Here is a 25,387-nt window from a genome sequence, read left to right as displayed (position 1 = left end):
TTACCTCCTCCCACCATCAAGAAAACTATATACAATAGTATCACATTGAATCTTAGTGTTACAAACAATAATCATCCCTTGAATTCGTTTTTTCATTCGCACAACCCACTTTACCTATTTGCTTTCATTATTCCTATAAACTTCAGGTTTTAAAACCCCGATGAAAGGTAAATTCCGGTATTTTTCAGCATAATCCAAACCGTAACCAACCACAAATTCATCCGGAACGATGAAGCCAACATAATCCGCTTCAATATTCGCCTTGCGTCCTGTCGGTTTATCCAGAAGGGTTACGATCTTGATCGAATTTGCTTTACGGTAACGGAAAAGCTCGACTAAATAGCTTAAAGTCAATCCGCTGTCGATGATATCTTCAACGATTAGTATGTCCCGCCCCTCGACAGAAGTATCAAGGTCCTTCACAATTTTCACTTCTCCGGATGAAACGGTGGAATTGCCATAGCTGGAAACATCCATAAAATCCATTTCCAAATAGGCGTCCACCCGTTTCAACAAATCCGCCATAAATGGCATGGCTCCTTTCAAAACGCCGATCACAAGCGGAAACTTGTCCTTGTATTCTTCTGTCAAATAGCCAGCCAATTCTTTAATTTTTTCTTGGATCTCTTCTTCTGTGATTAAAATTTTTTCAATATCCTGATTCAGCACTTTGTTTGCCCCCCAGATGATGTTTGCTTAATATAAATTAAAATATCATCATTCTCATTTTCGTTTTGTTTTTCAAAGATCGATTTTCTAAGACCCGGGATCCATAAAACTTTCCCTTTGGAATCGGCCACAATTGGCCAATGATCACGATAAGAACGTGGTACTTTCAAATCAATAAAAACCTTTTTCACCTTTTTGAATCCGTTCATCCCTTTTAATGCGATGCGGTCGCCCGGTTTTCGCGTACGGATAATCAACGGCATTGCGACTGCTTCTCGATTCAGGCAAAATTGGTCATCTTTTGATGGGAATTTGTCCGCGTTCTTCCTTTTTGTCAGGATCAATTGGTCACCGTTCGGAAGGACAACTTTTCCTTCCGTTTTTAATTCATATGAATATTCTTTTGTTTCATCCTTTATGAAACCGAAAAAACATTCCTGATACTGCCGAATCACTTTCAATCCTTCCGGAAGATCAAGGCTTCCAGAGGGGTGGTGATGTTGCATCAATTGCAAAATTTGACGAATATGTACATTTGTAAATGGGGTTTTTTTCTTATAAAGATAGTTTAATATTAGATGAATCCCTCTTCTTTGTAAAGACAAAGGCATTTTTTGAAACTCTTCAATATCCAAGGAAATTCCGTCGTTTTTGTGCGTCCATATGTTTTCCATTCTTTCATAGGTCAATTTTAGCAAAAAACGTTCATCGTCCAGCATTTCCTCACTAAATGTTTGAAAATGTTCATGAACTTTCGGATTTTCTGTTTTCAAAAAAGGAAGCACTTCGAGACGAAAACGATTGCGTGTATATGCGCCTTTCGAGTTGCTGGGGTCGATTCGAGGATTCAGTCTGTAAAAATCACAGTAGGCTAAAATCTCCTCTTTCGTTATGCCTAACAACGGACGGATGATCCATCCATTGTGGAAAGGCCTCAAATAAGGAATCCCTGCCCTTCCTTTTCCGGATGTTCCTCTTGTCAACCGCATTAAGATCGTTTCTACCTGGTCATCCCCATGATGCGCAAGCGCCAATTTATTAGCCGCAAACCGGGTCATTGCCTGTTGAAAAACTTGATAACGCACCATTCTAGCGGTTTCTTGAAGCCCTGTTCCATTGTCTCGAATGATCTCACTAACGTTGATCCGCTTGGATAAGCACGGAATATGAAATTCTTTACAAAATTCTTCAACAAACAGAAGTTCTTCATACGACTCCTGCCCGCGAAACATGTGGTCAAGGTGAACGGCAAACAGATCGATCCCATAAAAATCTCGTTTTCTCGCCAAATAGTGCAACAAAGATAAAGAATCCGGCCCACCTGATACCCCGACGACTATTTTATCGCCCTTATTAATCAATTGATGTTTCTTAATAAACTGTCTGACCTTTTCTTCATACTCAAGCATCGCAATTCGTCCTTTATCTTGAAAGCAGGTGAAAGGTTTCACCATGTGGGATATTCGGAATAGACCATTTTTCTGTTATACAATAAAGCGCTCGCTAAATAAGCATGAACGTGGTGAATGTAAAAACAGCAATGCAGTTCCTATTAGACACTTTTGTCGACTTAAAAACAAATAAGGCTTAGGCCTTTTTTCCGTAAAATAGCATTCCTCCGAAATCTCCTCACTAGATAAAGCCATAAAGCACCTGTTCAAGTTTATCTTTTATTTACTTATAATAGTATCATTTAACTTTATTGATCACAAAAATGTTTATATTTTGAATAAACATTTTCAAAGTCCAATGTATGATACATGATTTAGATCAACTGGAAAAACAAGTAGACTAAATAAAGGAAGGACAAACTCACGATGATCAAAAAAGTTTCAAGCAGCTTCCTGTTCTTTTTCTTTTTATGGATGGATTTTCTGGACGGAAGCGGTTTTGCCGCGGCCTTCGCTGCCGAATTGGACAGGTGTCCATTTTTTTCAGACTTTTTCTGATTAGCTGGTGAAGATAGTGCTGACAGCAGTTCTTTTCTCATTTCTTTAGCTGAAGAATAATGCCCGTTGACAGCTCTCAGCAATACGGGTTTCATCAACTGTAATTCCGGCCTTTTCGTCATCATCTGCACAATTTCCGCTTGACCGTTTACCCGCTTCTCAAATTTTTTTAAATAAGCAAGATTTAAAGCAATCATAGCCACTGAAAAAAGGTCATACGACGGTTCAGCTCTTCTATTCCCCATTCCCCAATAGCCTCTGTCGAAAAATTCCGTAAACTCTTTGATAGCCCTTCCTTGGATGGTTGCCCCACCCACATCTATACAACGAATGCGATAAGGAGGACCGGCAACAATTAAATTTTCAGGCTTTAAATCACCAAATACCCATCCTTGTTCATGCAGCGATTCTAAATCTCTTAACAATTGACTGAGCAAAACCCCTATCCAAGAATGCCCTTTTTGCTTAATAAAATCAAGAAGATTAGGCCCTTGAATATACTCCATTACATAAAAAGGGATGGCAGACCCTTTTATGATCCAATCATCAACATCTAATAAAGAAGGCCCCAGGGAAGACCCTTGGACCCTTCGAAAAGCCTTTAGAACATTTACCTCCGATGTGATGGACATGCTGTTTTTGCTCATTTTTAAAGCCGCATACCCATTTTCATTTTGAACTAGATAAACCGTTCCGTTTGCACCATATCCAAGTTCTTTTAACAAAACATACATTTTTTGATTCCATTTTCCCTTAATGACTGTGCCTTTTGGAAAATTAAACGGATTCTTCAAAGAATTCATCATCACTTGACAGCAAACTCCTTGCCGAACGTTTTTTCATAAATTGTCCTAATGCTTCCCGAATAGCAGGTCCAGTTGGAGTCATTCCACTCGGGGTCAGTTTTGAAAAGATGCTGGTGAGCGATTCCATCTTAGGAGTCCAATCCAGAATTCTTTCAACTTCTCTTTGTTTCCCGGGAAATATATAGACAGAAAACAAGTTATTTCCCATTCTTGCATTCATGCTTAAAGAAAGATCCAAAAGAGCTTCCTTCACGATCGGCAATTTCTCTTTCATGCTTGCGCTAGTATCTACCAATATCAATACTTCTAAATTAGCCTTTTCACCAAGGTCTTCTACCACTTCCATTACCTCTCCGCGTTTTTCGGGGGGAAGTTCTTCCATGGAAATATCCCTGTTCAAAATTTGTTTTAATTCTTGATTTACCAATCCTTGCAAAGTTTGCGTCATCGCTTGACGCGTCACCATTTGAACGGTTTGCGATAACTGAGCTGCATATACAATTTGGCTGACCCCGCCGCCCGATTTGGCAATTCCCTCAATTTCTTTCATTCCCCTATCATCCATCGCATCGTTCGTTAGCACTCCAATGACATTGACGGTTATCCCTTGCTCGTTTGAAAGAGCCGCCATGGCAATAGGATCTTCTCCATAATTGGAACAGCCGTCTGTAATCAGCAAAATTTGCCGCAGCGTACCTGTTTTCATAAGGTCCCCTCCAATCTTGCACTATCGTTACCATTTTTTCCAACCGGAGGGGCGATTATACATTTCAAGAAAAAGTCATGAAGCATTCTTCTTCTTTTTCAATTTTGTTACCGGAATGGCGGCCCATTTTGGCATATTATGCTCAATCCTTGTAACGACGACTGTCATATCGTCTTCTATGCCGCCTCCCCCTGCACGAATGACTTTTTCCATAATTAAATCCGCTACTTCTTGAGGATCATTTGTTTCAATTTCTCCAATTTTTCTTTTCATCCACAAATCATGATTTTCAACATGCTTCGCTCCTTCAAAAACGCCGTCGCTCATCATAATGAGCAAATCTCCTGCTTTCAGCTGTTCCGAAACGATATCTACATCCACCTCCCGTAAGATGCCCATAGGCAAATTGCCTGCTTCGATTTTTATAATTTTGTTTCCCCTTTTAATAAAACTCGGAGATGACCCAATTTTCAGAAATTTTGCTGTTGCGTTTTGCAAATCAATAATCGACAAATCCAACGTCGAAAAAATTTCATCCGTCGTTCTTAAAGACAAAACGGAATTAATAGACTTGATCGCCACCTTTTCATCAATGCCGGATTGGAGAATTTTTTGCAATAGATTTAACGTTTCATTGCTTTCGTGATGGGCCCTTACGCCATTTCCCATACCGTCGCTGATGGCAACGGCATATTTTCCAACCCCTAAGTCGATCGTTGAATAGCAGTCTCCTGAAACCAAGCCTCCCCCCTTGGCCGCAAAGGCGACTCCTGTTTCTACAACAAATGCTTTTGCCGAACGAAAAGTCGCATAACAATAGCCTCCCGGGAATCCAGTATATTCTTCATTTTGCACCAAAATCGTTTCTCCTAAAATATCCGAAAGCATGGGCGCTACCAATTTTTCACATTCACCGTGACCGCCCGCATAAGGAAAGACCATATCTATATCTACATTTCCTTTTTGGAGGCTGTAAATATCAATCTTTTCCACCTCCAGTCCAAAGGATTGCAGAGCTTCATGTATTTGCTCTTCTTGGTTATGGTGATTTTCACGCTCTTTCTGGATCTCTTTCGCAAAATCGTCCATCACCTTAGAAACGCCCAAGAGTTGATCGGCAACAAGCTTTCGGCTTTCCTGAACTTGCTGTTTTAACTTTTGATTCGCCTGAAGATGAGTGAGCTCCTGCTGAATCACTTCTTGAACCCGTTTAGCCCGGACGCAATGCTTTTCCATTTCTCTTGCTACGGAGCCGGACAGCGTTCCTTCCTCCAAATCCATCGTAGCCTCCCTCATTAATTCGTACGTTTTATGAAAATTTTTGGTCCAGCACTGTTCTTTTTTAAAGCATGTCTGACAAGTCTTTTCCGTTACATTGCCCAGAAAATAATCCAACTCGCGCTCTTCAGATGTTTCTTCATGAAGCCGTCCGGACTGGGCAAAGCTTTTGGATAGAGCCTGAAAGACAGAAGAAAATTGCTCCACTCGATTCGCCGTTACATCACGGATCTTTTTCAAATACTGCTGCTGGTGATGGGAATGTTCCGGAGTGCCGGGAATATGCTTCGCAACTCGTTCTGTTAAATTTCTGGGCGTTAAAAAGAGCAGCATAATAGCAGCCAGAGTTTCATAAAGAGTGGGTATTAAAGAAACATTTTCTTCCCCGTACATCCCTATCAACAACGTAGCCACCAGCATTCCGGCTGCAGCACCGAATTTTTTCCCTTCTTTCAAAAGACCGCCTAGCAATCCGCCAAAAGCCAATAAACTCATTTGATAGAAGCTCGAAACGTTAGCTAAGCTAAAAATTAACCCGGTCACGACTCCTACGGTCGATCCTACAGTGGCACCGGCAACATATGCAAACAGCAGCACCAAATAACGTGAAAAGATATGTTCAACGGATAATCCATATAATCTCCAACCGATGGTTCCTGTCAAAATGGATGCTAATAAAATGATAAGACTGACAATTTCTTCTGTTTTTAATGAAGTTTTTCGTTTATGAATGGATAATAAGGGGATGCTTTGCATAAAAATTAAAGTAAGGATAAAGGTCAAGCCCGCCTCAATCAGTGCCATAAGACCATCATAGAGGCTTAACGTTTGCTGCTGATTGACGTAGGTAAAAGCCAGTTTAACTGTTATAGTAGTAAAAAACACAAAGAACGGCAAAGCATTTAACTCTTCTTTACGAAATTGTCTAGACAGCCGAAAAGCGATTAAAAACAAAGAGATGACGGCAAAGGTGTAGACTAAGTTTCCTATCGATAATGTTAAAGCACCCGATAATAGTCCAATAAAAACGATCGGTGCCCGGTCTCTTCGAATCATGAAAACAGACGCAAAAAATGGCAAAGCAAACGGCGTTAAATGGGATAAAATGAGAGCCCTTCCTAACAGAAAACCTATTAAAAACAACATCATCCCTTTTTGTTGAAGAGCCAATTCCAGTTTAAACAGAAATCTTTTAAACCTCCTTGTCACTTCCAATTTCGTTTCTTCCAGATTGACGTTTCCTACCGGCTCCATTACGTTTTGCTCTACTCTTTCCATCAAATCCATCAAATAATCCTCCCCAACTCGTATTATTGAAGACATTATAAAGGGGACAAGCATAAAACTTTGTCAAAATGACCAGTTCCCGTTCAAGAAAAGTTCGACTATTTTCAGCCTAATCTTCAAAAAGGAAACAAATTGATCACGCAGAGAGGTGCTGCAGAGCAAAACCTGTGAATAAACTTCAAAGGAATTGTAAAAACATCACCCTTTTTCCCTTACGATAGGATTAATTTATCTGATCCGTAAAATGATTGTCGGAAAAAAAGATGATCTTCGCGCCAGCTGAAAGGGATCCATCTCGATGTCTCATTTTTTTGACAAGGAAAAACAAAAAGCCGCCATTCTACCTCTTGACATTTTTTGATGTTGCCATTAATATATTCATTGTGTTTCAAATCACATACTTTGGCGGCGTAGCTCAGCTGGCTAGAGCGTACGGTTCATACCCGTGAGGTCGGGGGTTCGATTCCCTCCGCCGCTATCGATCGATTAAGTAAAAAAAAGCCAAAGAGGGATTAATCTCTTTGGCTTTTTGTATATAAAAAGCGATGCTTTCATATTAAAGCGTTAAATAAATCCTATTTTCCTCTTCAAAATAGGGGTCCAGTCCTTTTTCAAACTCTTTTCCATTCTCATTTAGAACGGGTGTTTGAAAAAAGGATCTGACTTTGAAAACCGTATGTCACCGAAACGACACAAAGTTCATTCTTCCAAAGATCCAACAACAGCACGCAAAACGCCTCATCATAAAATGAGGCTGATTACCCCGTTATGGAAAAATAGGTTTATTTATAAGAACAATAAAAATCTTACGGCCCCTGCTTGAAATAGACAGCAAGTTAGCCTCTTCTTGCCCCCCTGCCTCCACGACGGGATTCGGTATGACGTTTTAAAGAAGACAGACGATCTTCACTTTCTTTTAAAAAGCGGGCCATCTTCTGTTCGAAACTTTCTTTGGAACGATGATCATTTCCTTTGTTGTGCCGTTGCGGACGCTGGTTTCCATGATGATTATGGCTTGAATGTTGGGGCTGATCTTTTGCTTTGCGGATCGATAACCCTATTTTTCCGTCATTCTCAACGTTGAGCACTTTTACTTCTACTTGATCACCGACATTTAAATGATCGTGGATATCCTTTACATAATTATCGGCAACCTCGCTAATGTGCACCAACCCCGTGGAGCCATCAGGCAATTCAACAAACGCTCCAAAATTCGTGATGCCTGTTACTTTTCCTTGTAACTTGCTGCCTACTTCAATTGACATAAAAAAATTGTTCCTCCTTAAAAAATATCAAGCTTATCTTATATTATATATCGGAAAAAAGGAGTGTCAATAAGACTACTCCACATCCTTTTCTTTCTTTTTCTCCTTGGGGAGATAAAAAATGATCTCACCTTTATCCGACAAAAAATATTTTTCACGGGCTAGCTTGGCAACATAGTCGTCATCCTTTAATTTTGCCAATTCTTCTTTCAGTAAAACCTGTTTTTTTTCAAGCTTGGCCAACGAATGTTCCAATTGTGCTTTTTGCCGCTGTTTTTCTTCCAAACGGGAAGTTTGAGATATAAGTGTCGAAACTAAAAGGATGGTGATGATTAAGAATAAGGAGGAAAAAGCAATCAATCTTCTGTATAGTTTCTTTTTTCGTTGCTGCATCAAATATTGTTTCTTTTCTTCGTTTTCCACATATGTGTTTCTAATGGAAGTGATTCCCTTTACGTTTCGAACCGCCATTCCAAACCTCCCTTTCCAGTATTTACTTCTTTTTGCGTACTCCGTCCAACAGTTTAGTAATAGTATTCTTTATTTTTCCAAAAGTTCCTTTTAAACGTGCCAAGAACTTATCGACGAATATTTTAAACGATTCCGGCAATAACTTCCAAAATCCTTTAAGAATCCAATGAAACGGTAATGCAACGGCTTTTAAAAGCCAAAACAATACTTTCCATATGGCAAGCGTTAACATCAATATTGATTTTCCCATTATTATTATAGCAGTTTGAGTAAACAAAAAAATATACTTTACTGGAATATAAATGAAATTGTAAAGAGTTTTTAACATAAATTTGTAAACAGTAGCTACAAATGTTATGACACTTTCCAATATGACTAAAAATCCTCTTTTCAAAAGCGCCTGATAAGCAGCAAAACCGCATAATAAAGCAAGAAAAATATAAAATCGAATTTCCCCATAATTCACAAGAAATAAAATGTAAAAAATAAGAAGTCCTTCCACGGCCCAAAAAAGCACATCGTGAAAAAAGACGATCCACCTATTCCGCTTGCTTCTTTTTAAAAATCGGTTGTACGTATCAAACGATGCACCAAAAAAGCTTCCCATTGCAATCATGGCAAGCATAGTATAAAACTGAGTTGTCAAGCTCATCGAAACAACTTGCTAAAGAACCCTTTAGCTTTCTCCCCATGCTGATCATCCAAATAAATAAGGTCATATACCCTCCCTTTGATCGATACAATTCCTTGATCGACATCCAAATTTTTCATCTGAAGATTTTCACCTCGAATAGACAAAAAACCCATGACTGTTTCAAGCAAAAACTCCTCATTATCAAAACTTTCTACTTGCTTTACGCCTGTGATATCAAGCAGTTTTCTGCCCCTCATAGTGACATCGTGTTCTTGATATGATCCATTATTTTTAGACTCTTGAAATTGCGCCATAGTTTCTCCCCCGCTTCCTTTCATCGCTTTTTAAAAGGCTTTGTCCGTCATCGTCTTGGTCATTTGTATTTGTTTTTTAGTCTGAACCAACTGAGAAACCAAAGGGATCTACTTATAAACGGAAGCCTTGAAAAAGTACATGCTTTGTAACAATACATATGCACGCAAGAGAAGAAATAGAACAAGCCTGTTTTTTATGGAAGGAATGGTTTTCGGGGAGCGTTGACAATCGAGAATTTCACTTGATTTCCGCGGACGGTCCGCAAGACTCCCGTACCTTGCTGGGAGAGCTGGATTGGTACAATCGAATCGGGCTGATTGCCATCACCTACAATCTTCTGAAACAAGTGGAGGAAAAGAACCGCCTGCTTCAGAAAGAAAGCCACCCAAAAGAAAAACCCGTCGAGATAAATAGATATATCTCGGCGGGTCTTCTTGTTAAAAAGGGGCTTTGGAGAAAGCCTCAGTTCATTCTTCTATTTTTTCTTCGGACAATACGGAATAGAGACTCGCTGCGTCTTCTTTCCGGGTAGATTCCTGAAGACTTTCAACACGAACCTTTATGATTTTTTGTCCAAGACGGATGGTCAATTCGTCTCCTGCCTTTACATTCGTGCTCGCTTTTGCTTGCTGTCCGTTCACGAATACCCTGCCTTGATCCGCAACTTCTTTTGCTAACGTTCTTCTTTTAATAATGCGCGAAACCTTTAAAAATTTATCCAACCGCATCGTTTCCATTGCTTCTCCCCCTTTTTAAAGAGTGTTTTCACATTTAGATGGTTTGTTATAAAAGATTTGCTATTTTCAAAGTCCTTTTTCTTTTGCCTCATTCCAAAAACGGTCAAGTTCCGTTAAGGAGAAATCTTGGAAAGATTGACCGCTTTCCTTCACTTTCTGTTCCACATAAGAAAACCGCCTAATAAATTTATCATTTGCTTGAGCAAGGGCTTCTTCCGGATGAATGGAGAAAAAGCGCGCTGTATTGATTAATGCAAATAACACATCCCCCAATTCATCCACTTGTTTCTTTTTGTCGCCGCTTTTGACTTCATCTAAAAATTCCCGCCATTCTTCTTCCACTTTTTGAGCTGCTTCGTCCGCTTTCTCCCAATCAAAGCCTGTTTTTGCTGCTTTCTTTTGAATTTCGTACGCTCTAATAACGGCCGGAAGTCCTTTTTCGATTTCCTCTAAAATACCGCCGCCTTTAGCGCTTCTGCCCTTTTCCCTCTGTTTAATGGCTTCCCAGTTTTTCACAACCTCTTCCGCCGTTTTAGCGGTTTCATCTCCGAATACGTGTGGATGCCGATGCACCATCTTTCGGGATATGGATTCCAGCACATCTTCTATCGAAAACAAACCTTCGTCCTCGCCGATTTGAGAATGAAGCATCACTTGAAGAAGAACATCTCCCAACTCTTCAATCATATTATCAATGTCATCGTGATCAATGGCGGATAAAAGTTCATAACATTCTTCTATTAAGTATTTTTTTAACGACTGATGAGTCTGTTTTTTATCCCAAGGACAACCATTTGGTCCCCGCAATATGCGAATGATTTCCCTCAATGAGGAAAATTCGCGGTAAACAAAGTCATCCTTCACCGGCGGTACATAAATGGAGGTTAGATTGTTGACGGAAGAAATTTCATGATCCAATTGGTAAAGGGGCACTTTCACTATTTTTTCCTCGCTCGATCCTGCCGCGTGAACGATATAAATCGGATAGTCGTCCGGGTATTTTTCCATTAGTGTCAGCTTCACATCGGATGCTACGAAAGAATCGTACACCTGCCCAATGATGATATGCCCGCGGACATGTATATCATCTCTATGCAGATCAGTCCCGTCCAAAAATTGAAATCCTTCTACAGGATCGATTTTCAGAGCGGCAAACAACGAATCCAAAAAGCTTTGCCCGCCGCCGATCACCACATCCACATCCGCATCTTTTCCCCTTTCAAGCAAAAGCTGGACTGTTTTTTCAGCCACAAGGGGATGCCCTGGAACAGCATATAGAATATCTTCCTCTTTTGCTTTGTTCAACAAACGCTCGACTATTTCTTCGTACACTTGTTCAAATTGGTCGTGTTGTTCGTAAACAGAATCAAAACTGATAAACGAAACACCTTCTTCCTCCAGCTGTCGGACGACAGGATGCTCCTTTGTCCGCAAAAAGACGAAAGACTCTTTTTTCAACCGTTTATAGACTCCTAATGGGAGCTGGTCTATATCACCTGCTCCCAATCCAACAATCGTTATTTTATAAGCCATTATACATTTCTCCCATTCAGTTTTTCACTTATTTGAACCAATTTCCTGCCAAACGGAAACAAAACCAATTCTTCTTTGGAGAATATCTTCATTTTTAAGATAAGCACTAGAAAAACAGTGCCGCCTAGAAAAACACCACCGACTGCTTCCAGCGCCGCTTGCAGACGGGTGCCGGAAAAATCCAAGCATCGGAAAAGAAACGACCATACTTGTAAAAGAACAGTCATAGCTGCCGCCGCTAGAAGACTTTGACCAACGGATGACCATGGCAGCACTTGAATGCGCATTAATGTTTTGATTTTCAAAAACAAAATCAAGGATGTCAACAGCAATGAAAGAACCGTGGAAAAAGCTGCTCCCACTGCTCCACACATATGGACAAGATATAAGTTCCCGACAAATTTAACGACAAGACCGATGAAGAGGACGATAGCAGGAAAATACGGCGATCCTACCCCTTGCAAAATTCCCGAAAAGGTAAGCGCCATTGAGCTAAGCAAAATGCCAGCGCTAAAGAACGCCAAAATATTGGACCCAGATCCATTCTCAAATAGCATAATATTGGTTGGAACGAGAATATTTAACAACCCTACCATGGCAGCAAGGCCTATGACAAAGCTGATTTTTACGGCAATGCGAACGCTCTTGTGAACAGACTCATAATCGCTTTCTTGATAGCTGGCGCTAATAAGCGGCACAAGCGTCAATGAAAAGGATGTGGCGACCACCGTTCCCAATTGCAAAAGCGGCTGCCCTCGGTCATAGACGCCTTTCGCAACTTTTGCAGCCGATTTCGATATCCCTGAATCAACTAGCGACGAATATAAACTTAAAGCATCCATAAATTGAAAGAGAACAAGCATCATGCTAGATAAGCAAATCGCAACGCCTTCCAGCACTAAAGTTTGGATCAACCGTCTTTCCATTTCGCCAAAAGAAAAGCGGTGAACATAAAAAATGGACTCTCTCCTATGCTTTAAGAAAAAAATCAACACGATAGAGGAAGCCAATCCGCCCATAATCGATCCAAAAAGAACAGCCCCGCCGACAGTATACAAATTACTGCCTAAATGGATAAACCAATAGGAAAAGCCTAATATCGCCCCAACTCTCATCAATTGCTCAGTCACTTGGGAAACGGCAGTCGGCACCATATCGCCTTTTCCTTGGAAAAGTCCTCTTGCAACGGATAAAAACGGCATCAGTAAAAAGGATAGTGAAATGATTTGAATGAGCCTTGCCAATTTCGGATCACCCATTACCGCTGCGATCGTTTTTGCTTGAAAATAAAGTGCTAAAAACAATAGCACTCCCAGCAGCGACAAAAATACAAAAGAAGCAGTTAATATTCTGCTTTTGTCCTTTTCTTCTCCTTGCGCTATCAATTTTGAAACAGCCACAGGAAAACCATAAGTAGAAAAGGCAACCGCAATTCCATAAATCGGATATACTTGTTGATATATGTAAAAGCCTACATCCCCGACAATGTTTTGAAAAGGAATTCTATAAACTGCACTGAGCACTTTGACAGCAAGTGCTGCAACGGTCAGCGTTAGCGCTCCTTTCATAAATATCTGTGATGATTGATTCGACAAAAGAACGCCGCCTTTCTTCCATATAATAAGCATCTATAGTCGAATGTATTATATCAAAATGAGAGGTTTGCAGAATACCAATAATTCTCTTTTCTTTTTATCTAAAGCAAAAGCGGCGTTCCTGATTCACGATGTGTAAAATTCGTATGTTTTCTCCTGCTTATGAAAAAAGAACAGCTTTTTCAAGCTGCTCTTCCCGTTCTTATTGTTCCATTTGCCGTGCAAGAAATCCTGAAGCAGTTTCCGCGGCTTTTTTCTCCACTTCGCCTATCGTTCGATCAGTGGAAAAGACAATAACGGCTCCAATTGGATCGCCATTAGCGATAATTGGGGCAATGGTGTATGATTGAACCGTTTCTTCGTGGCCATCAACAAAAGAGACCTCACCTTGGTTTGTTTGGATCACCGACTGTCGTTCTTCCATAGCGTTTTCAATCAAATCACTAATGTTTTTATTTAAATATTCTTTTTTCGACACCCCGGACACAGAAATTACTGCGTCCCTGTCACAAATGAGGATCGAACATCCTAGGCTGTCATATAATGCTTCTCCGTATTCTTTAGCAAAATCACCCAATTCACTTATCGGGGAATATTTTTTTAATATGACTTCACCATCCCGGTCCACAAAAATTTCAAGCGGGTCTCCTTCGCGGATTCTAAGAGTTCTGCGAATTTCTTTCGGAATGACTACACGTCCTAAATCATCAATACGACGAACAATACCTGTTGCTTTCATCTTTGCTGCCTCGCTTTCATCAGATGATTTTTTGGCAATCCATTATTTGCTTGCCAGTTTTACATTCATTCATTTTGTTGATGTTAGTATCTAACAACTTAGAAGTTCTATTCACTTTCAGTGAGAATTTTCTATTGATAAAAAATATTTCAAGCGAGGCATTATTTTCAGTTTATACTCTTTTCAACAGTTATCCATAAAAATTTTTCATCATTTTGCATAAGAGGAACGGATCAAAAAACAGCATTCACTTCACGGCAAACAGGTCAATGGCTCCTTTCGGGTGCCGACTTATTCAAGAGGCTTTCTTTTTTGCTTCTTTTAAATTTTGAATAATGTTGTAAGCAATAGAAAACCATTTTTCTACAGGAACATTTTTAATATTCATCGTAATTTTTAATTTATACCCGTCCATTCCATATCCCATCATCCGACCGTATGTTTGGCATAATTCTACTACTTTTGATCCGTCTAAAAGCGGTGTCCCTTTTTCACTGACTAGAATCGTCACTTCATTTTTTGTCTGCTTAATGGACTCTAAATGAACGTCTTTCGCAAAGATTTTCATTTCCGCCACTCGGAATAAATATTCTACTTCTTTCGGATATTCACCAAAACGATCGACCATTTCCTCTTGCAATTCAGCCACTTCTTCCAACGTTTCAAGAGCACGGAACCGTTTGTACATTTCAATTTTTTGCTGTCCGTCTGGAATATAAGCATCCGGAATATAAGCATCGATATCCAGTTCCACTTCAAAAACAGGCGGTTTTTCTTCCACAGTGATTCCTTTTCTTTCTTCAATCGCTTCTTTCAACATTTGCGAATATAGATCGAATCCCACTGAATCAATGAATCCATGTTGCTGAGGGCCTAATAAATTTCCTGCTCCCCGAATCGACAAATCGCGCATTGCGATTTTAAATCCCGATCCCAATTCCGTAAACTCTTTGATCGATTGCAGACGCTTTTCTGCCGTTTCTGAAAGAACTTTATCTTTTCGATACATAAAATAAGCATAAGCGATTCGGTTGGATCGGCCCACTCGGCCTCTTAATTGGTATAGCTGCGATAACCCCATCCGGTCGGCATCATATACAATTAGTGTATTGACATTTGGGATATCGACTCCCGTCTCAATAATGGTTGTTGTCACCAACACATCGTATTCGCCTTCCAGAAAGCTTAAAATGACATCTTCCAGCTCAGACTCGGTCATTTGTCCGTGGGCATACGTAACGCGCGCATCCGGCACAAGTAAAGATATTTCCTCCGCTTTCCGCTCAATATCTTCTACTCGGTTATAAAGGAAGAAAACTTGTCCGTCCCGCGCCAATTCTCTTTCAATCGCTTCTCTGACAACCGTTCCGTTATACTCCATCACGTACGTTTGAACCGGGAACCGGTTTTCAGGAGGAGTCTCGATGATCGATAAATCTCTTACGCCTAACATCGACATATGCAGTGTTCTAGGAATAGGGGTAGCCGTTAGCGTTAATACATCTACATTCGTTTTTAATTGCTTGATCCGCTCTTTATGCGTCACTCCGAAACGTTGTTCTTCATCGACAATCAGCAAGCCTAGATCATGGTATTGAACATCCTTGGACAATAGCCGATGCGTGCCGACTACAATATCAATCGTTCCATTTTTAATTCCTTTGATGGTTTCTTGAATTTGTTTTCGTGTTCGAAAACGGCTTAACATTCCAATATTGATCGGATATCCTCGAAAGCGCTCTTTCATCGTTTCATAATGCTGCTGCGCTAATATCGTGGTGGGAACAAGCATAGCCACCTGTTTTCCGTCCATAATTGCTTTGAAAGCCGCTCTTAGAGCTACCTCCGTTTTTCCATATCCAACGTCTCCGCACAACAATCGATCCATCGGCCGTTCTCTTTCCATATCCCGTTTAATTTCTTGAATAGAGCGCAATTGATCCTCCGTCTCCTGATAAGGGAAAGCCGCTTCAAACTCCCGCTGCAAGTCGCCATCAGGAGAAAAAGCATATCCTTTTGATGCTTCTCTTTCTGCATAAAGCTTGATCAAATCGTCGGCTATATCTTGAACAGACGATTGTACTTTCTTTTTAACCCGCTTCCACTCGCTGCCTCCTAGCTTGTAAATCTTCGGTTCTTTTCCTTCGGAAGCAATATACTTTTGAACTAAGTCAATTTGATCAACCGGTACATATAATTGATCCGTTCCCTGATACTTAATATGGAGATAATCTTTATGGACTCCGTTGATCTCCAATGTTTTAATCCCCAAATATTTTCCGATCCCATGATTCACATGGACCACATAATCCCCGACGTTTAATTCCGAATAGCTTTTTATCCTCTCGGCATTCGAAAGTTTTTGCCTTCTCTTGGACTGTTTTACCTTTTTATTAAATAATTCTTCTTCTGTAATCACGGCAAGCCGCAAAGAAGGAAGTTCAAACCCCGTTTGCAAATTCCCATATAGAATTTGATGATTGCCGATAAACAGATTCTCTTCTTCCTCCAGCAATGAAGCTTCAATCTCATACTCTTCTAAATCACTTTGGAATTTTTTCATTCGTTCTTTGCTGGAACACAAAAAGACAACTGTATATTTTCCATGTTTCCATCGTTCCGTTTCCGCCTTTAAGACATTCATTTGGCCATGAAAGTTTTGCATTGGTTTGCAAGACAAATTCACAATATTTTGCGGATTGGTATGAGGAATATGCCTTAAAAACAAAGAAAAATAAAGCCGTGGCGTCTTTATCGATGACAAGATGTCCGCTAGCGAATGGGACACTTGCAAGTCATGTACCATTTGACCTTCTTCAATGAGTGACGTATACCATTCTGCTTCCTCTTTTTCCAGCGAGTCATTCATTTCATTAATTCGGCTTAACTCATCAAAAAACACGATTCCTCTGTCCGAAAGATAATCTACTAAACTTGCAGGATGTTCATAAGCAATCGCTATATATTTGGCCATTTGATCTGGAAGGCTGCCTGTTTTTAATCTCTCAACATCATTTCCAATATTTTGAGTGAGAAGTTCTTTTGTTTTTTCATTCTTCACCTTTTTCAAGCTGTTTGCCAGCGCTGTTTGAAGCCTATCGCCCACTATCACCAATTGATCACGATCGAGCGGCATTTCGGAAAACGGGCCAATGCTGACTTCCTTTAAATTTTCTATGGAACGTTGGTCTTCAATGGAAAACGTGCGAATCGAATCAATTTCCGTGTCAAAAAATTCGATCCTAATGGGATCAGGGGTTGTCAACGGGTAGATATCTAATATGCCTCCCCTTAAACTAAACTCGCCTGGGGTGTTCACCATATCGGCTCGTTCATAACCCATTACGACCAATTCTTGCAAAAAGCTGTCTAAATCTACTTCATCCCCGACAGAAAGCATCTTTTGAAATCTCTTCCAAACATCTTTTGGAGGAAAGATCTTTCGCAAACCGGCTACCGGTACGATATACACACCTTTAGTGCTTGTCGTTAAATGATTCAACATTTCAATCCTTTGGGCTTTTAACTCTGGACTCGCAATAGAGATTTCCGCCGCAATCAGTTCATTGGCCGCATATAAATACACTTCGTTTTCAGGGATGCTTTGAATAAGATCGTCATACAGTTTTTGCGCTTGCAGCAAATTATGGGTCACGACCAATGTCGGACGGTTCGTCTTGTGATATACGGAAGAGATGAGCAAAGAGCGCGCAGAGCCTGATAATCCGGCAATAAGCTGCTCTGAAAGCCCTATTTCTACACCTTGAGTGATGGATTGAATTTCATCATTAGTAAGAAGTAAATTTTCTAAATTTTTTAACATTATTCTCCCCTCCTGGCGTCCAAACAAAAAAACAGAAAAATGCTTTGGACCGCATCCAAAGCTTGTTCAATCAATGTATAAGATAATCATTTTGGTGAAAATCCGGATATCGTTCAAGCGATTCCTGGCAATCTTCACAAATAGACTTTATAGAAATATCGCCATTACTTTCATATTGAACCATCTCTTTTCGTTCATGGTCCGCAAGTTTATGAAGACCTAGCTTTTCACTGCTAATAATATGTTTTTCCAAACTGCCCAGTTTAATGCCGCAATGCCGGCAATAATAATGAATAGCCATTACGTCCTCCTCCGTGTGCACATCTTATTCTTAGTATGTACACATCGAAACGAGGATATTCATTCTTCAGGAGTTAAACTGGTTCATGACTTCGGGAAATGGCTTCTCTAACCATTCAAGGCAAGCATCCGCACTCTTTTTAACGGCTTCATTCATGATCAACTGCTGCTCTTTGTCAAACTTTCCTAATACATAATCAATAACCGTATTATTTCCGTCAGGGCGTCCAATGCCAATCCGAATCCTTTTAAATTGTTCTGTACCTGTATGTTGTATGACTGATTTTATGCCATTATGCCCACCTGCGCTCCCTTTTTGGCGCAAGCGAATTTTTCCGGGCGGAAGATCTAAATCATCATACACAACCAATAAATTCTCGATATCTATCTTATAGTAACGCATGACTTCAGCAATGCTTTCCCCTGACAAATTCATATAAGTAAGAGGTTTGAGCAGCAACAATTGATGCCCGCCTGACCGTACAATCGTATAAATTCCTTTGTGCTTCGCAGTTGTCAATGGAGATTGCAATCGATGCGCAAGCTCGTCTATCACATCAAATCCAATATTATGTCTTGTTCCTCTATACTTTTCACCGGGATTTCCAAGCCCCGCTATTAATTTTATCATCCAAAAACACCTCAAGTTTCTTCTTTACATTCTATCATATTATGCGGTATGTACAAAAAAAGCGAGGCAACCGCCCTGCTTGAAAAAAATAACATTTTTCGTAAAAATCTCTTTTTCTTATCTTAAACTGAAGATTCTCTATTCAGTCAAAATAGATGTTTGAAATGGGAAGTGGATAAAAGCATAGAACCCCTTATGATTTCATCGTAAAAAATTTTTGCCAACACAGTTATATTTCAGTAATAAACACAACTATGAAAGAAAGACACAGCCTTTCATGCTGTGCCCTTACACCTATTAACCTTCGCTTTCTTTGCTTGCCGGTGTTTCCCTTCCTTCTTCATTTTCCGGTATGCCAGGCTCTTGTTGTTCGCCGGTGCTGATTTCTTCTTCTTGACGCGGAGCCAAGATAGAGACAATCGTCTCTTCATCGCCGTGCTGAATCTCAAATGGATAATGTTCTTTTATATCTCCTACGGTAATCGTATCACCGACTTGCAATTGGGAAACGTCCACTTGAATGGCATCCGGTATATCGGTCACTTTGCCTTTTACAGTCAATTCAAATAACGGCTGCTGCAAAACACCGCCATCTTTTACACCTGGAGCTTCCCCTTTTAATTCCACCACAACTTCAGCGGAGATTTCCGTGGAAGGATCGACAGCAAAAAAGTCAGCATGAATCATTTCGCCTGTGAGCGTATCTTCTTGATAGTCGTGTAAAACAGCGCTCTGCTCACGATCATCAATATTTAAGGTGATTATTCCATTCCTTCCCACTTCTTTAATCGTTTTTAGCAAATCTGTTCTGCTTACGTAAACCGCTTGATTTTCTAATCCCTTTCCATATATAACGGCCGGTATGTTTCCTTCACGCCGAAGTTTATTTAATGTCGATTTTCTCAAGTCATTCCGTCTTTTCACTTCTAGTACTGCACTCATATTAGACATCCTCCCGTTCTAGTTTTTTAATGTAAAAACCCTTTTATATGAATTGCCTAAACAGGCAATCTTTAAACATGGTCATTACATGAAAAACATGTATGGAAAGCCGCCCATTATTGCTTCGAACACACCCTTCATTCTTTTGCTCCTTATTTTTGGAATCCATACCATCCGCAAGATCTATTTTCGATGATGGATTAATCAAACAGCATGCTGACAGATTGATCTTCATGAACACGAATAATGGCCTCACCCATTAATGGTGCAACGGAAAGTTCCACGATTTTATCGATTTTCTTTTCCTCGGGAAGAGCAATAGAGTTGGTTACAACAAGTTCCCGGATATTGGAATTTTGAATCCGATCAATCGCCGGCCCGGATAATACCGGATGTGTACAGCATGCATACACTTCTTTAGCCCCGTTTTCTACAAGGGCGTTTGCTCCTAATGTAATTGTACCAGCTGTATCAATGATGTCATCTATTAAAATAGCAATTTTCCCTTCAATATTTCCCACGATATTCATGACTTCAGCAACATTTGGTTTTGGACGACGTTTGTCAATAATGGCAATCGGTGCTTTCATGCGTTCCGCCATTTTTCGAGCGCGTGTAACACCGCCATGGTCAGGGGAAACAATCACAATATCGTCGTCGAACTGTTTCTTTTTGAAATAATCGGCTAAAATTTTAACTCCCATTAAATGATCGATAGGAATGTCAAAGAATCCTTGAATTTGCGGGGCATGCAAATCCAATGTGATGACACGGGTCGCACCGGCTTTTTCCAATAAATTTGCCACTAATTTTGCTGTAATCGGTTCACGAGCGCGCGCTTTTCGATCTTGTCGTGCATAACCGTAATAAGGAATCACAAGATTCACCGTTCTGGCAGAAGCCCGTTTTAAGGCATCGATCATAATTAACAGTTCCATCAGATTATCATTCACCGGAGAACTGGTTGACTGAATGACATAGACATCGCATCCACGAATACTTTCCTCAATATTAATTTGGATTTCTCCGTCGCTGAAACGTTTAACAGAACACTTTCCAAGCTCCACTCCGACAAAATTGGCAATTTCTTCTGCCAATGCCCTGTTGGAATTGAGGGCAAAGATTTTCAAATTTGGATCTAAATACTGGTTATACATGATGGACCTCCGAAATTATTTGTTATGGTTTAATTTTTGAACATAGCCATCCTTATTGATTTGGCGGGCGCGCGCTATCGCTAAAGCATCCCCAGGGACATCTTCCGTAATCGTGGAGCCTGCAGCTATATAGGCGCCTTTGCCGATTGTCACAGGAGCAACTAGATTTGAGTTACAGCCGACAAAAACCCCGTCTTCTATTTTCGTCTTATGTTTATTCTTACCATCATAATTTACGGTAATGGAGCCGCAGCCGATGTTCACTCCTTTGCCCACTTCTGCATCTCCTATATAACTTAAATGTGAAGCTTTGCTTCCGCGGCCAAATACCGTCTTTTTAATTTCAACAAAATTCCCGATCCTTACTTCATCTTCAATTTGGGAATCTGGGCGGATATGCGCGAACGGGCCAATCTTCACATCACTGCCAATGGCACTATCGTATGCAACCGATTGGCGAATCGATGTTCGATCCCCTACGGTGCAATCTTTTATCTCACTATTAGGCCCAATTTCACAATCTTCTCCAATTACAGTGTGACCTGTGATCATCGTGCCTGGGTAAATGATCGTATCTTGTCCGATCACTACGTCCGTTCCGATATAGGTGTGGTCGGGATCAACAATAGTGACACCATTTTTCATATGATGAAGGTTGATTCTTCTTCTCATAATTTTCTCTGCTTGGCTTAAAGCAGCTCGATCATTGACTCCGAGCGTTTCTTCAAAATCATCGATTTGATAAGCGGCAACGGTTTTTCCTTCCGATTTCATAATTTCAATGACATCCGGCAAATAATATTCTCCTTGAGCGTTATCGTTGCTTACTTTCTTTAATGCTTCAAAAAGAGCTTTATTGTCAAAACAGTAAGTGCCAGTATTAATTTCTTGTACTTTTCTCTCTTCTTCCGTTGCGTCTTTATGTTCAACAATCCGCTCAACAAAGCCTTCCTGATTGCGGATTATCCTGCCGTATCCATCCGGCTGATCCATATGAACCGTTAAGATCGTAGCGCTTGATTGATGCTGTTGATGGTGTTCGATAAGCGCTTTCATTGTATCAGCCTGAATAAGCGGCGTATCACCGCAAATCACTAATGTGATTCCTTCTTTATCACCTAAAAGCCCTTCCGCTTGCATAACGGCATGAGCTGTACCTAATTGTTCTTCCTGTACTGCAAACTCCGTTTTTCCATCCAACTGCGCTTTTACTGCTTCCGCGCCGTGGCCTACAATAGTAACAATCTTATCTGTATTCAAAGTCGAAACTTGATCGATTACATGCTCTACCATTGGTTTGCCGCATACAGGATGCAATACTTTATAAAGCTTAGACTTCATTCTTGTGCCTTGGCCGGCAGCCAAAACAATGGCATATATATTTGTCATACAGGGTCCCCCAATAACCTTTTTATCCATATTGAATGATATCCTAAATACACAATCTTTTCAAGGTTGCTTGGGAAACTCATGCTTTCAGCGTGGGAAAGAAAAGGATGGTAAATGATGGGGGGTAGAAGCGCAAAAAAAGAGCCTTACTTATGAAGTAGGCTCATGCTGTTTCATATGTGATTAGGAAGCTCCGGCTTCTTCTAATTCTATTTCTTCTAATTCTCCCAACCGATGATATTCGCTCAATACTGCGTCTTGAATTTTACCGCGAGTATTGGAGTTAATTGGATGAGCAATATCACGGAACTCACCATCCGGTGTCCGTTTGCTCGGCATGGCGACAAATAAGCCATTATTGCCATCAATTACTCGAATATCATGAATAACAAATTCGTTGTCCAGAGTGATGGAAGCGATTGCTCTCATACGACCGTCTGTGTTGACACGGCGGAGTCTAACATCTGTTACTTCCACTCTGTTCACCACCCTTCCTTTGTGAAAATCTAATAAATATATTCAACAGTATTTCTAATTTTCCTTCTTTTAATAGGAAAATTTTTTAAAAATTTTTAGTAGTCACTCCTTTTTTCTTAACGTCTCCAAAATAATTTTGTAAAACAGCCGGTAAAAAAAATGAGGATGATGGATGAACCCATCTCTATTTCCAACCATCAAAGAAGCTGAATCATTATGTGTAAGGAGTCCAATGAAAAAAAACTGCCGACGATGTTGACAGTTTTTTATCCATCATGATTTCACGAGTGCAACCACTTCTATTTCAATTTTTGCGTCTTTTGGCAGCCGAGCCACTTCCACACAAGATCGAGCCGGTTTATGGTCCCCGAAAAACTCCGCATAAATGTCGTTTACAACGGAAAAATCATTCATATCCTTTAAAAATACCGTTGCTTTTACAACGGTTTCCAGCGACGCTCCCGCCTCTTGCAATACAGCTTGCAGATTGCGGAACACTTGCCTTGTCTGTTCTTCAATGCTTCCTTCCACCAATACTCCCTCAGGCGTCAACGGAATCTGACCTGAGCTGAAAAAGAGGTTATTGACAATGATTCCTTGGGAATAAGGGCCGATAGCAGCAGGGGCATTCTTCGTAGCAACTTGTTTCATCCTTCTTTTCTCTCCTTAAATAAAATGAATATTTTTAGTAAAATAATTCCCTTCATCTACCTTTATTTCCTTCTTTTTTACATCAACATCCCGCAATTTTACAAGTGAAATATAATCTTCCACCAATCGTTCCTCTGCATGCTCGGACTCAACCAAAACGGCGATGCCTGCCACTTCGGCATTAAATTCAGCCAGCATGCTTTTCATTCCGTTGATCGTTCCGCCGGCCTTCATAAAGTCATCCACGATCAACACTCTTGATCCCTCTTTTAAACTTCGTTTTGACAACACCATGGTTTGTATCCGTTTTGTCGAACCGGAAACATAGTTGATGCTTACAGTGGGTCCCTCTGTTACTTTACTGTCGCTTCTGACAATGACCACTGGCACATTTAAATGGGCAGCTGTAGCGTAAGCGATTGGGATACCCTTGGTGGCCACCGTCATAATCACATCTATTTCGATTTCAGAAAACGCGGATCCTAATAGTTTCCCAATTTTGTGTATGATTTGCGGGTTTCCAATGAGATCTGTCATAAATAAATATCCACCGGGAAGAAGCCTCTCAGGTTTTTCTAATTGCTGACATAATTCTTTAATAAATGCCCTTGCATCCTCTTCTTTTACTTTTGAAAAAAACTTGACCCCACCTGCAGCGCCGGGAATGGTCTGTAAAGTGCCCATCCCTCTTTGCTCCAGCGTTTCTTTCAAAATTCCCAAATCCTCACTAATGGAGGATTTGGCGGAACCGTACCTTTCCGAAAAAAAAGTTAAAGATACTAGCTCGCGGGGATGTTCTAATAAATAATAAGTCATATCAATGAGCCGTTCACTTCTCCGAAATTTCATATAATCACCGCGCCTCCTTAAAACCGAATATTTTCTTTTAAATATACATTAATATACGGTTTTACACAATGGTCGGCGGTCCGCCCAGCATTCTAACCGCAAAAACTTGGCCGCAGAATCCTCTCAACCCATTGTAAATCCGATTCATTCGTGAATCATGCTGTACAAGAGCGAAAACAGTAGGCCCGCTTCCGCTCATTAATACTGCATCCGCTCCCGATCGAATCATTTGTTCTTTGATTTGCGCCACTTCCTTATGCATTTTTAAAGTGACACTTTCCAATACATTTCCTACATTTTGGCACATTTTTTCATAATTTTGCTCGACAATCGCTTCAATCATTGCTTTCGTATTCGGATGTCGAACCTCTTCCAATTTCAAATTTCGATAAACTTCCGCGGTAGAGACCCCTATTTGGGGTTTGGCCAAAACCACCCAGCAATTCGGCGGTGTTGGAAGCGGGGTAATTTTTTCCCCTCTACCGGTTGCAAGCGCCGTTCCTCCAAAAACACAAAATGAAACATCAGATCCAATTTGAGAACCTAGGTCGGCCAGTTCCTCTAGAGAGAGACCTAATTGCCACATTTGATTAAGACCTTTAAGCACAGCCGCGGCATCGCTGCTTCCTCCTGCAAGTCCGGCCGCTACCGGAATCGCTTTATCAATGGAAATGGAGACGCCTTTTTTGATGTGATACGTTTCTTTTAACAACTTAGCCGCTTGAAACGCCAAGTTGCGATGATCGTCGGGAACAAAACGGTTATGAGAGTCAATTCTAATTTCATCTTGTCGTAATTCTTTTAACTCTATTCGATCTGCCAGATCAATGGTCGTCATTACCATTTCCACTTCATGATAGCCGTCAGGTCTCTTATGAAGGACATCTAAAGATAAATTGATTTTCGCCGGTGCTTTTACATGCAATTTCATTTATTCACCTACTCTATTGAACCGAAGAATGATGGTTTGATATTGGAAACCGCCCTGAGCAGTTTGAAATCGGAAGGTATTTAGAGACAGAAAAGAACACCCATGTGCCTTTCCTTCATCCCAATCGAACGTTCGATGTATTTGTCAATCAATCATTTACTAAAGAAAAAATAAAACGTTGTTATGCAAATGTATGTATTCTTTCACATTATAGCCATTCAAGTATGTTATTTTACCATTTTCAAAAAACAAT

23 protein-coding genes and 1 tRNA gene are annotated in these 25,387 nt (G+C 40.4%); 1 reads left to right on the top strand and 23 read right to left on the bottom strand.

All coding sequences use genetic code 11. The features are described 5' to 3' along the window. Positions 1–114: 114 nt before the first annotated feature. The 5 genes from hpt to spoIIE all read right to left on the bottom strand — a co-directional run bounded on the left by hpt (position 115) and on the right by spoIIE (position 6,686). Positions 115–669 carry a hypoxanthine phosphoribosyltransferase gene (hpt, locus tag BSM4216_RS00360; RefSeq protein WP_048622347.1) on the bottom strand — a complete coding sequence of 185 codons (555 nt, stop codon included), beginning with the start codon at positions 667–669 and terminating at the stop codon, positions 115–117. Next, positions 663–2,078, bottom strand: coding sequence for a tRNA lysidine(34) synthetase TilS (gene tilS, locus BSM4216_RS00355; RefSeq protein ID WP_048622346.1), 1,416 nt, complete (start codon positions 2,076–2,078; stop codon positions 663–665). Before tilS ends, hpt begins: the two co-directional genes overlap by 7 nt. 356 nt (positions 2,079–2,434) lie before the next feature. Beyond that, entirely contained in the window at positions 2,435–3,427 is a 993-nt protein-coding gene (locus BSM4216_RS00350; protein ID WP_048622345.1) for a protein kinase domain-containing protein, read from the bottom strand. Continuing rightward, positions 3,396–4,130, bottom strand: a complete 735-nt coding sequence (locus tag BSM4216_RS00345) for a vWA domain-containing protein (protein ID WP_048622344.1) — start codon at positions 4,128–4,130, stop codon at positions 3,396–3,398. The genes BSM4216_RS00350 and BSM4216_RS00345 overlap by 32 nt, the downstream gene beginning before the upstream one ends. Before the next feature lie 75 nt (positions 4,131–4,205). After that, complete coding sequence (gene spoIIE, locus BSM4216_RS00340; RefSeq protein WP_048624342.1) at positions 4,206–6,686, bottom strand: stage II sporulation protein E; 2,481 nt, start codon at positions 6,684–6,686, stop codon at positions 4,206–4,208. A gap of 413 nt (positions 6,687–7,099) precedes the next feature. On the opposite strand from spoIIE, the gene BSM4216_RS00335 reads away from it, so the two are divergent. Then, positions 7,100–7,173, top strand: a tRNA-Met gene (locus tag BSM4216_RS00335). 358 nt (positions 7,174–7,531) lie between these two features. On the opposite strand, the gene BSM4216_RS00330 is transcribed toward BSM4216_RS00335, so the two are convergent. The 18 genes from BSM4216_RS00330 to ispE all read right to left on the bottom strand — a co-directional run bounded on the left by BSM4216_RS00330 (position 7,532) and on the right by ispE (position 25,134). Continuing rightward, positions 7,532–7,960 (bottom strand): S1 domain-containing RNA-binding protein, encoded by a 429-nt coding sequence (locus BSM4216_RS00330; protein ID WP_003352297.1) that lies wholly within the window; start codon positions 7,958–7,960, stop codon positions 7,532–7,534. A gap of 75 nt (positions 7,961–8,035) precedes the next feature. Then, on the bottom strand, positions 8,036–8,431 hold the full coding sequence (locus BSM4216_RS00325; RefSeq protein WP_048622343.1) for an FtsB family cell division protein: 396 nt from the start codon (positions 8,429–8,431) through the stop codon (positions 8,036–8,038). A gap of 22 nt (positions 8,432–8,453) precedes the next feature. Beyond that, positions 8,454–9,083, bottom strand: coding sequence for a spore cortex biosynthesis protein YabQ (yabQ, locus tag BSM4216_RS00320; protein WP_048622342.1), 630 nt, complete (start codon positions 9,081–9,083; stop codon positions 8,454–8,456). After that, positions 9,080–9,379 carry a sporulation protein YabP gene (gene yabP, locus BSM4216_RS00315; protein ID WP_048622341.1) on the bottom strand — a complete coding sequence of 100 codons (300 nt, stop codon included), beginning with the start codon at positions 9,377–9,379 and terminating at the stop codon, positions 9,080–9,082. The genes yabQ and yabP overlap by 4 nt, the downstream gene beginning before the upstream one ends. A 468-nt stretch (positions 9,380–9,847) precedes the next feature. Then, positions 9,848–10,108 (bottom strand): RNA-binding S4 domain-containing protein, encoded by a 261-nt coding sequence (locus BSM4216_RS00310; protein WP_040340798.1) that lies wholly within the window; start codon positions 10,106–10,108, stop codon positions 9,848–9,850. A gap of 75 nt (positions 10,109–10,183) precedes the next feature. Beyond that, positions 10,184–11,650, bottom strand: coding sequence for a bifunctional methyltransferase/pyrophosphohydrolase YabN (yabN, locus tag BSM4216_RS00305; RefSeq protein WP_048622340.1), 1,467 nt, complete (start codon positions 11,648–11,650; stop codon positions 10,184–10,186). After that, positions 11,650–13,245, bottom strand: a complete 1,596-nt coding sequence (locus BSM4216_RS00300) for a putative polysaccharide biosynthesis protein (RefSeq protein ID WP_061778482.1) — start codon at positions 13,243–13,245, stop codon at positions 11,650–11,652. Before BSM4216_RS00300 ends, yabN begins: the two co-directional genes overlap by 1 nt. A gap of 202 nt (positions 13,246–13,447) precedes the next feature. Continuing rightward, positions 13,448–13,984 carry a stage V sporulation protein T gene (spoVT, locus tag BSM4216_RS00295; protein ID WP_048622338.1) on the bottom strand — a complete coding sequence of 179 codons (537 nt, stop codon included), beginning with the start codon at positions 13,982–13,984 and terminating at the stop codon, positions 13,448–13,450. Positions 13,985–14,279: 295 nt separating this feature from the next. Next, entirely contained in the window at positions 14,280–17,807 is a 3,528-nt protein-coding gene (gene mfd / locus BSM4216_RS00290; RefSeq protein ID WP_048622337.1) for a transcription-repair coupling factor, read from the bottom strand. A 70-nt stretch (positions 17,808–17,877) separates the two neighbouring features. Beyond that, positions 17,878–18,108, bottom strand: coding sequence for an anti-sigma-F factor Fin (gene fin / locus BSM4216_RS00285; RefSeq protein WP_003352307.1), 231 nt, complete (start codon positions 18,106–18,108; stop codon positions 17,878–17,880). Positions 18,109–18,174: 66 nt separating this feature from the next. Then, complete coding sequence (pth, locus tag BSM4216_RS00280) at positions 18,175–18,735, bottom strand: aminoacyl-tRNA hydrolase (protein ID WP_048624341.1); 561 nt, start codon at positions 18,733–18,735, stop codon at positions 18,175–18,177. A 300-nt stretch (positions 18,736–19,035) separates the two neighbouring features. Beyond that, positions 19,036–19,680, bottom strand: a complete 645-nt coding sequence (locus tag BSM4216_RS00275) for a 50S ribosomal protein L25/general stress protein Ctc (RefSeq protein WP_048622336.1) — start codon at positions 19,678–19,680, stop codon at positions 19,036–19,038. Positions 19,681–19,880: 200 nt separating this feature from the next. Then, entirely contained in the window at positions 19,881–20,837 is a 957-nt protein-coding gene (locus tag BSM4216_RS00270) for a ribose-phosphate diphosphokinase (RefSeq protein WP_048622335.1), read from the bottom strand. A gap of 15 nt (positions 20,838–20,852) precedes the next feature. Further along, on the bottom strand, positions 20,853–22,226 hold the full coding sequence (gene glmU / locus BSM4216_RS00265) for a bifunctional UDP-N-acetylglucosamine diphosphorylase/glucosamine-1-phosphate N-acetyltransferase GlmU (RefSeq protein WP_048622334.1): 1,374 nt from the start codon (positions 22,224–22,226) through the stop codon (positions 20,853–20,855). Between the two features lie 183 nt (positions 22,227–22,409). Beyond that, positions 22,410–22,703 carry a septation regulator SpoVG gene (spoVG, locus tag BSM4216_RS00260; RefSeq protein ID WP_003352313.1) on the bottom strand — a complete coding sequence of 98 codons (294 nt, stop codon included), beginning with the start codon at positions 22,701–22,703 and terminating at the stop codon, positions 22,410–22,412. Positions 22,704–22,976: 273 nt separating this feature from the next. Then, positions 22,977–23,354, bottom strand: a complete 378-nt coding sequence (locus BSM4216_RS00255) for a RidA family protein (protein ID WP_003352314.1) — start codon at positions 23,352–23,354, stop codon at positions 22,977–22,979. A gap of 15 nt (positions 23,355–23,369) precedes the next feature. Continuing rightward, the gene (gene purR / locus BSM4216_RS00250; protein WP_003352315.1) at positions 23,370–24,203 is read right to left on the bottom strand and encodes a pur operon repressor; all 834 of its coding nucleotides are present in this window, start codon (positions 24,201–24,203) and stop codon (positions 23,370–23,372) included. 61 nt (positions 24,204–24,264) lie between these two features. Further along, positions 24,265–25,134 carry a 4-(cytidine 5'-diphospho)-2-C-methyl-D-erythritol kinase gene (ispE, locus tag BSM4216_RS00245; protein ID WP_003352317.1) on the bottom strand — a complete coding sequence of 290 codons (870 nt, stop codon included), beginning with the start codon at positions 25,132–25,134 and terminating at the stop codon, positions 24,265–24,267. Positions 25,135–25,387: the final 253 nt, after the last annotated feature.

Source organism: Bacillus smithii, from assembly GCF_001050115.1.
In the GTDB taxonomy this organism is placed as follows: domain Bacteria; phylum Bacillota; class Bacilli; order Bacillales; family DSM-4216; genus Bacillus_O; species Bacillus_O smithii.
This window is presented reverse-complemented; position numbering and strand designations above follow the sequence as displayed.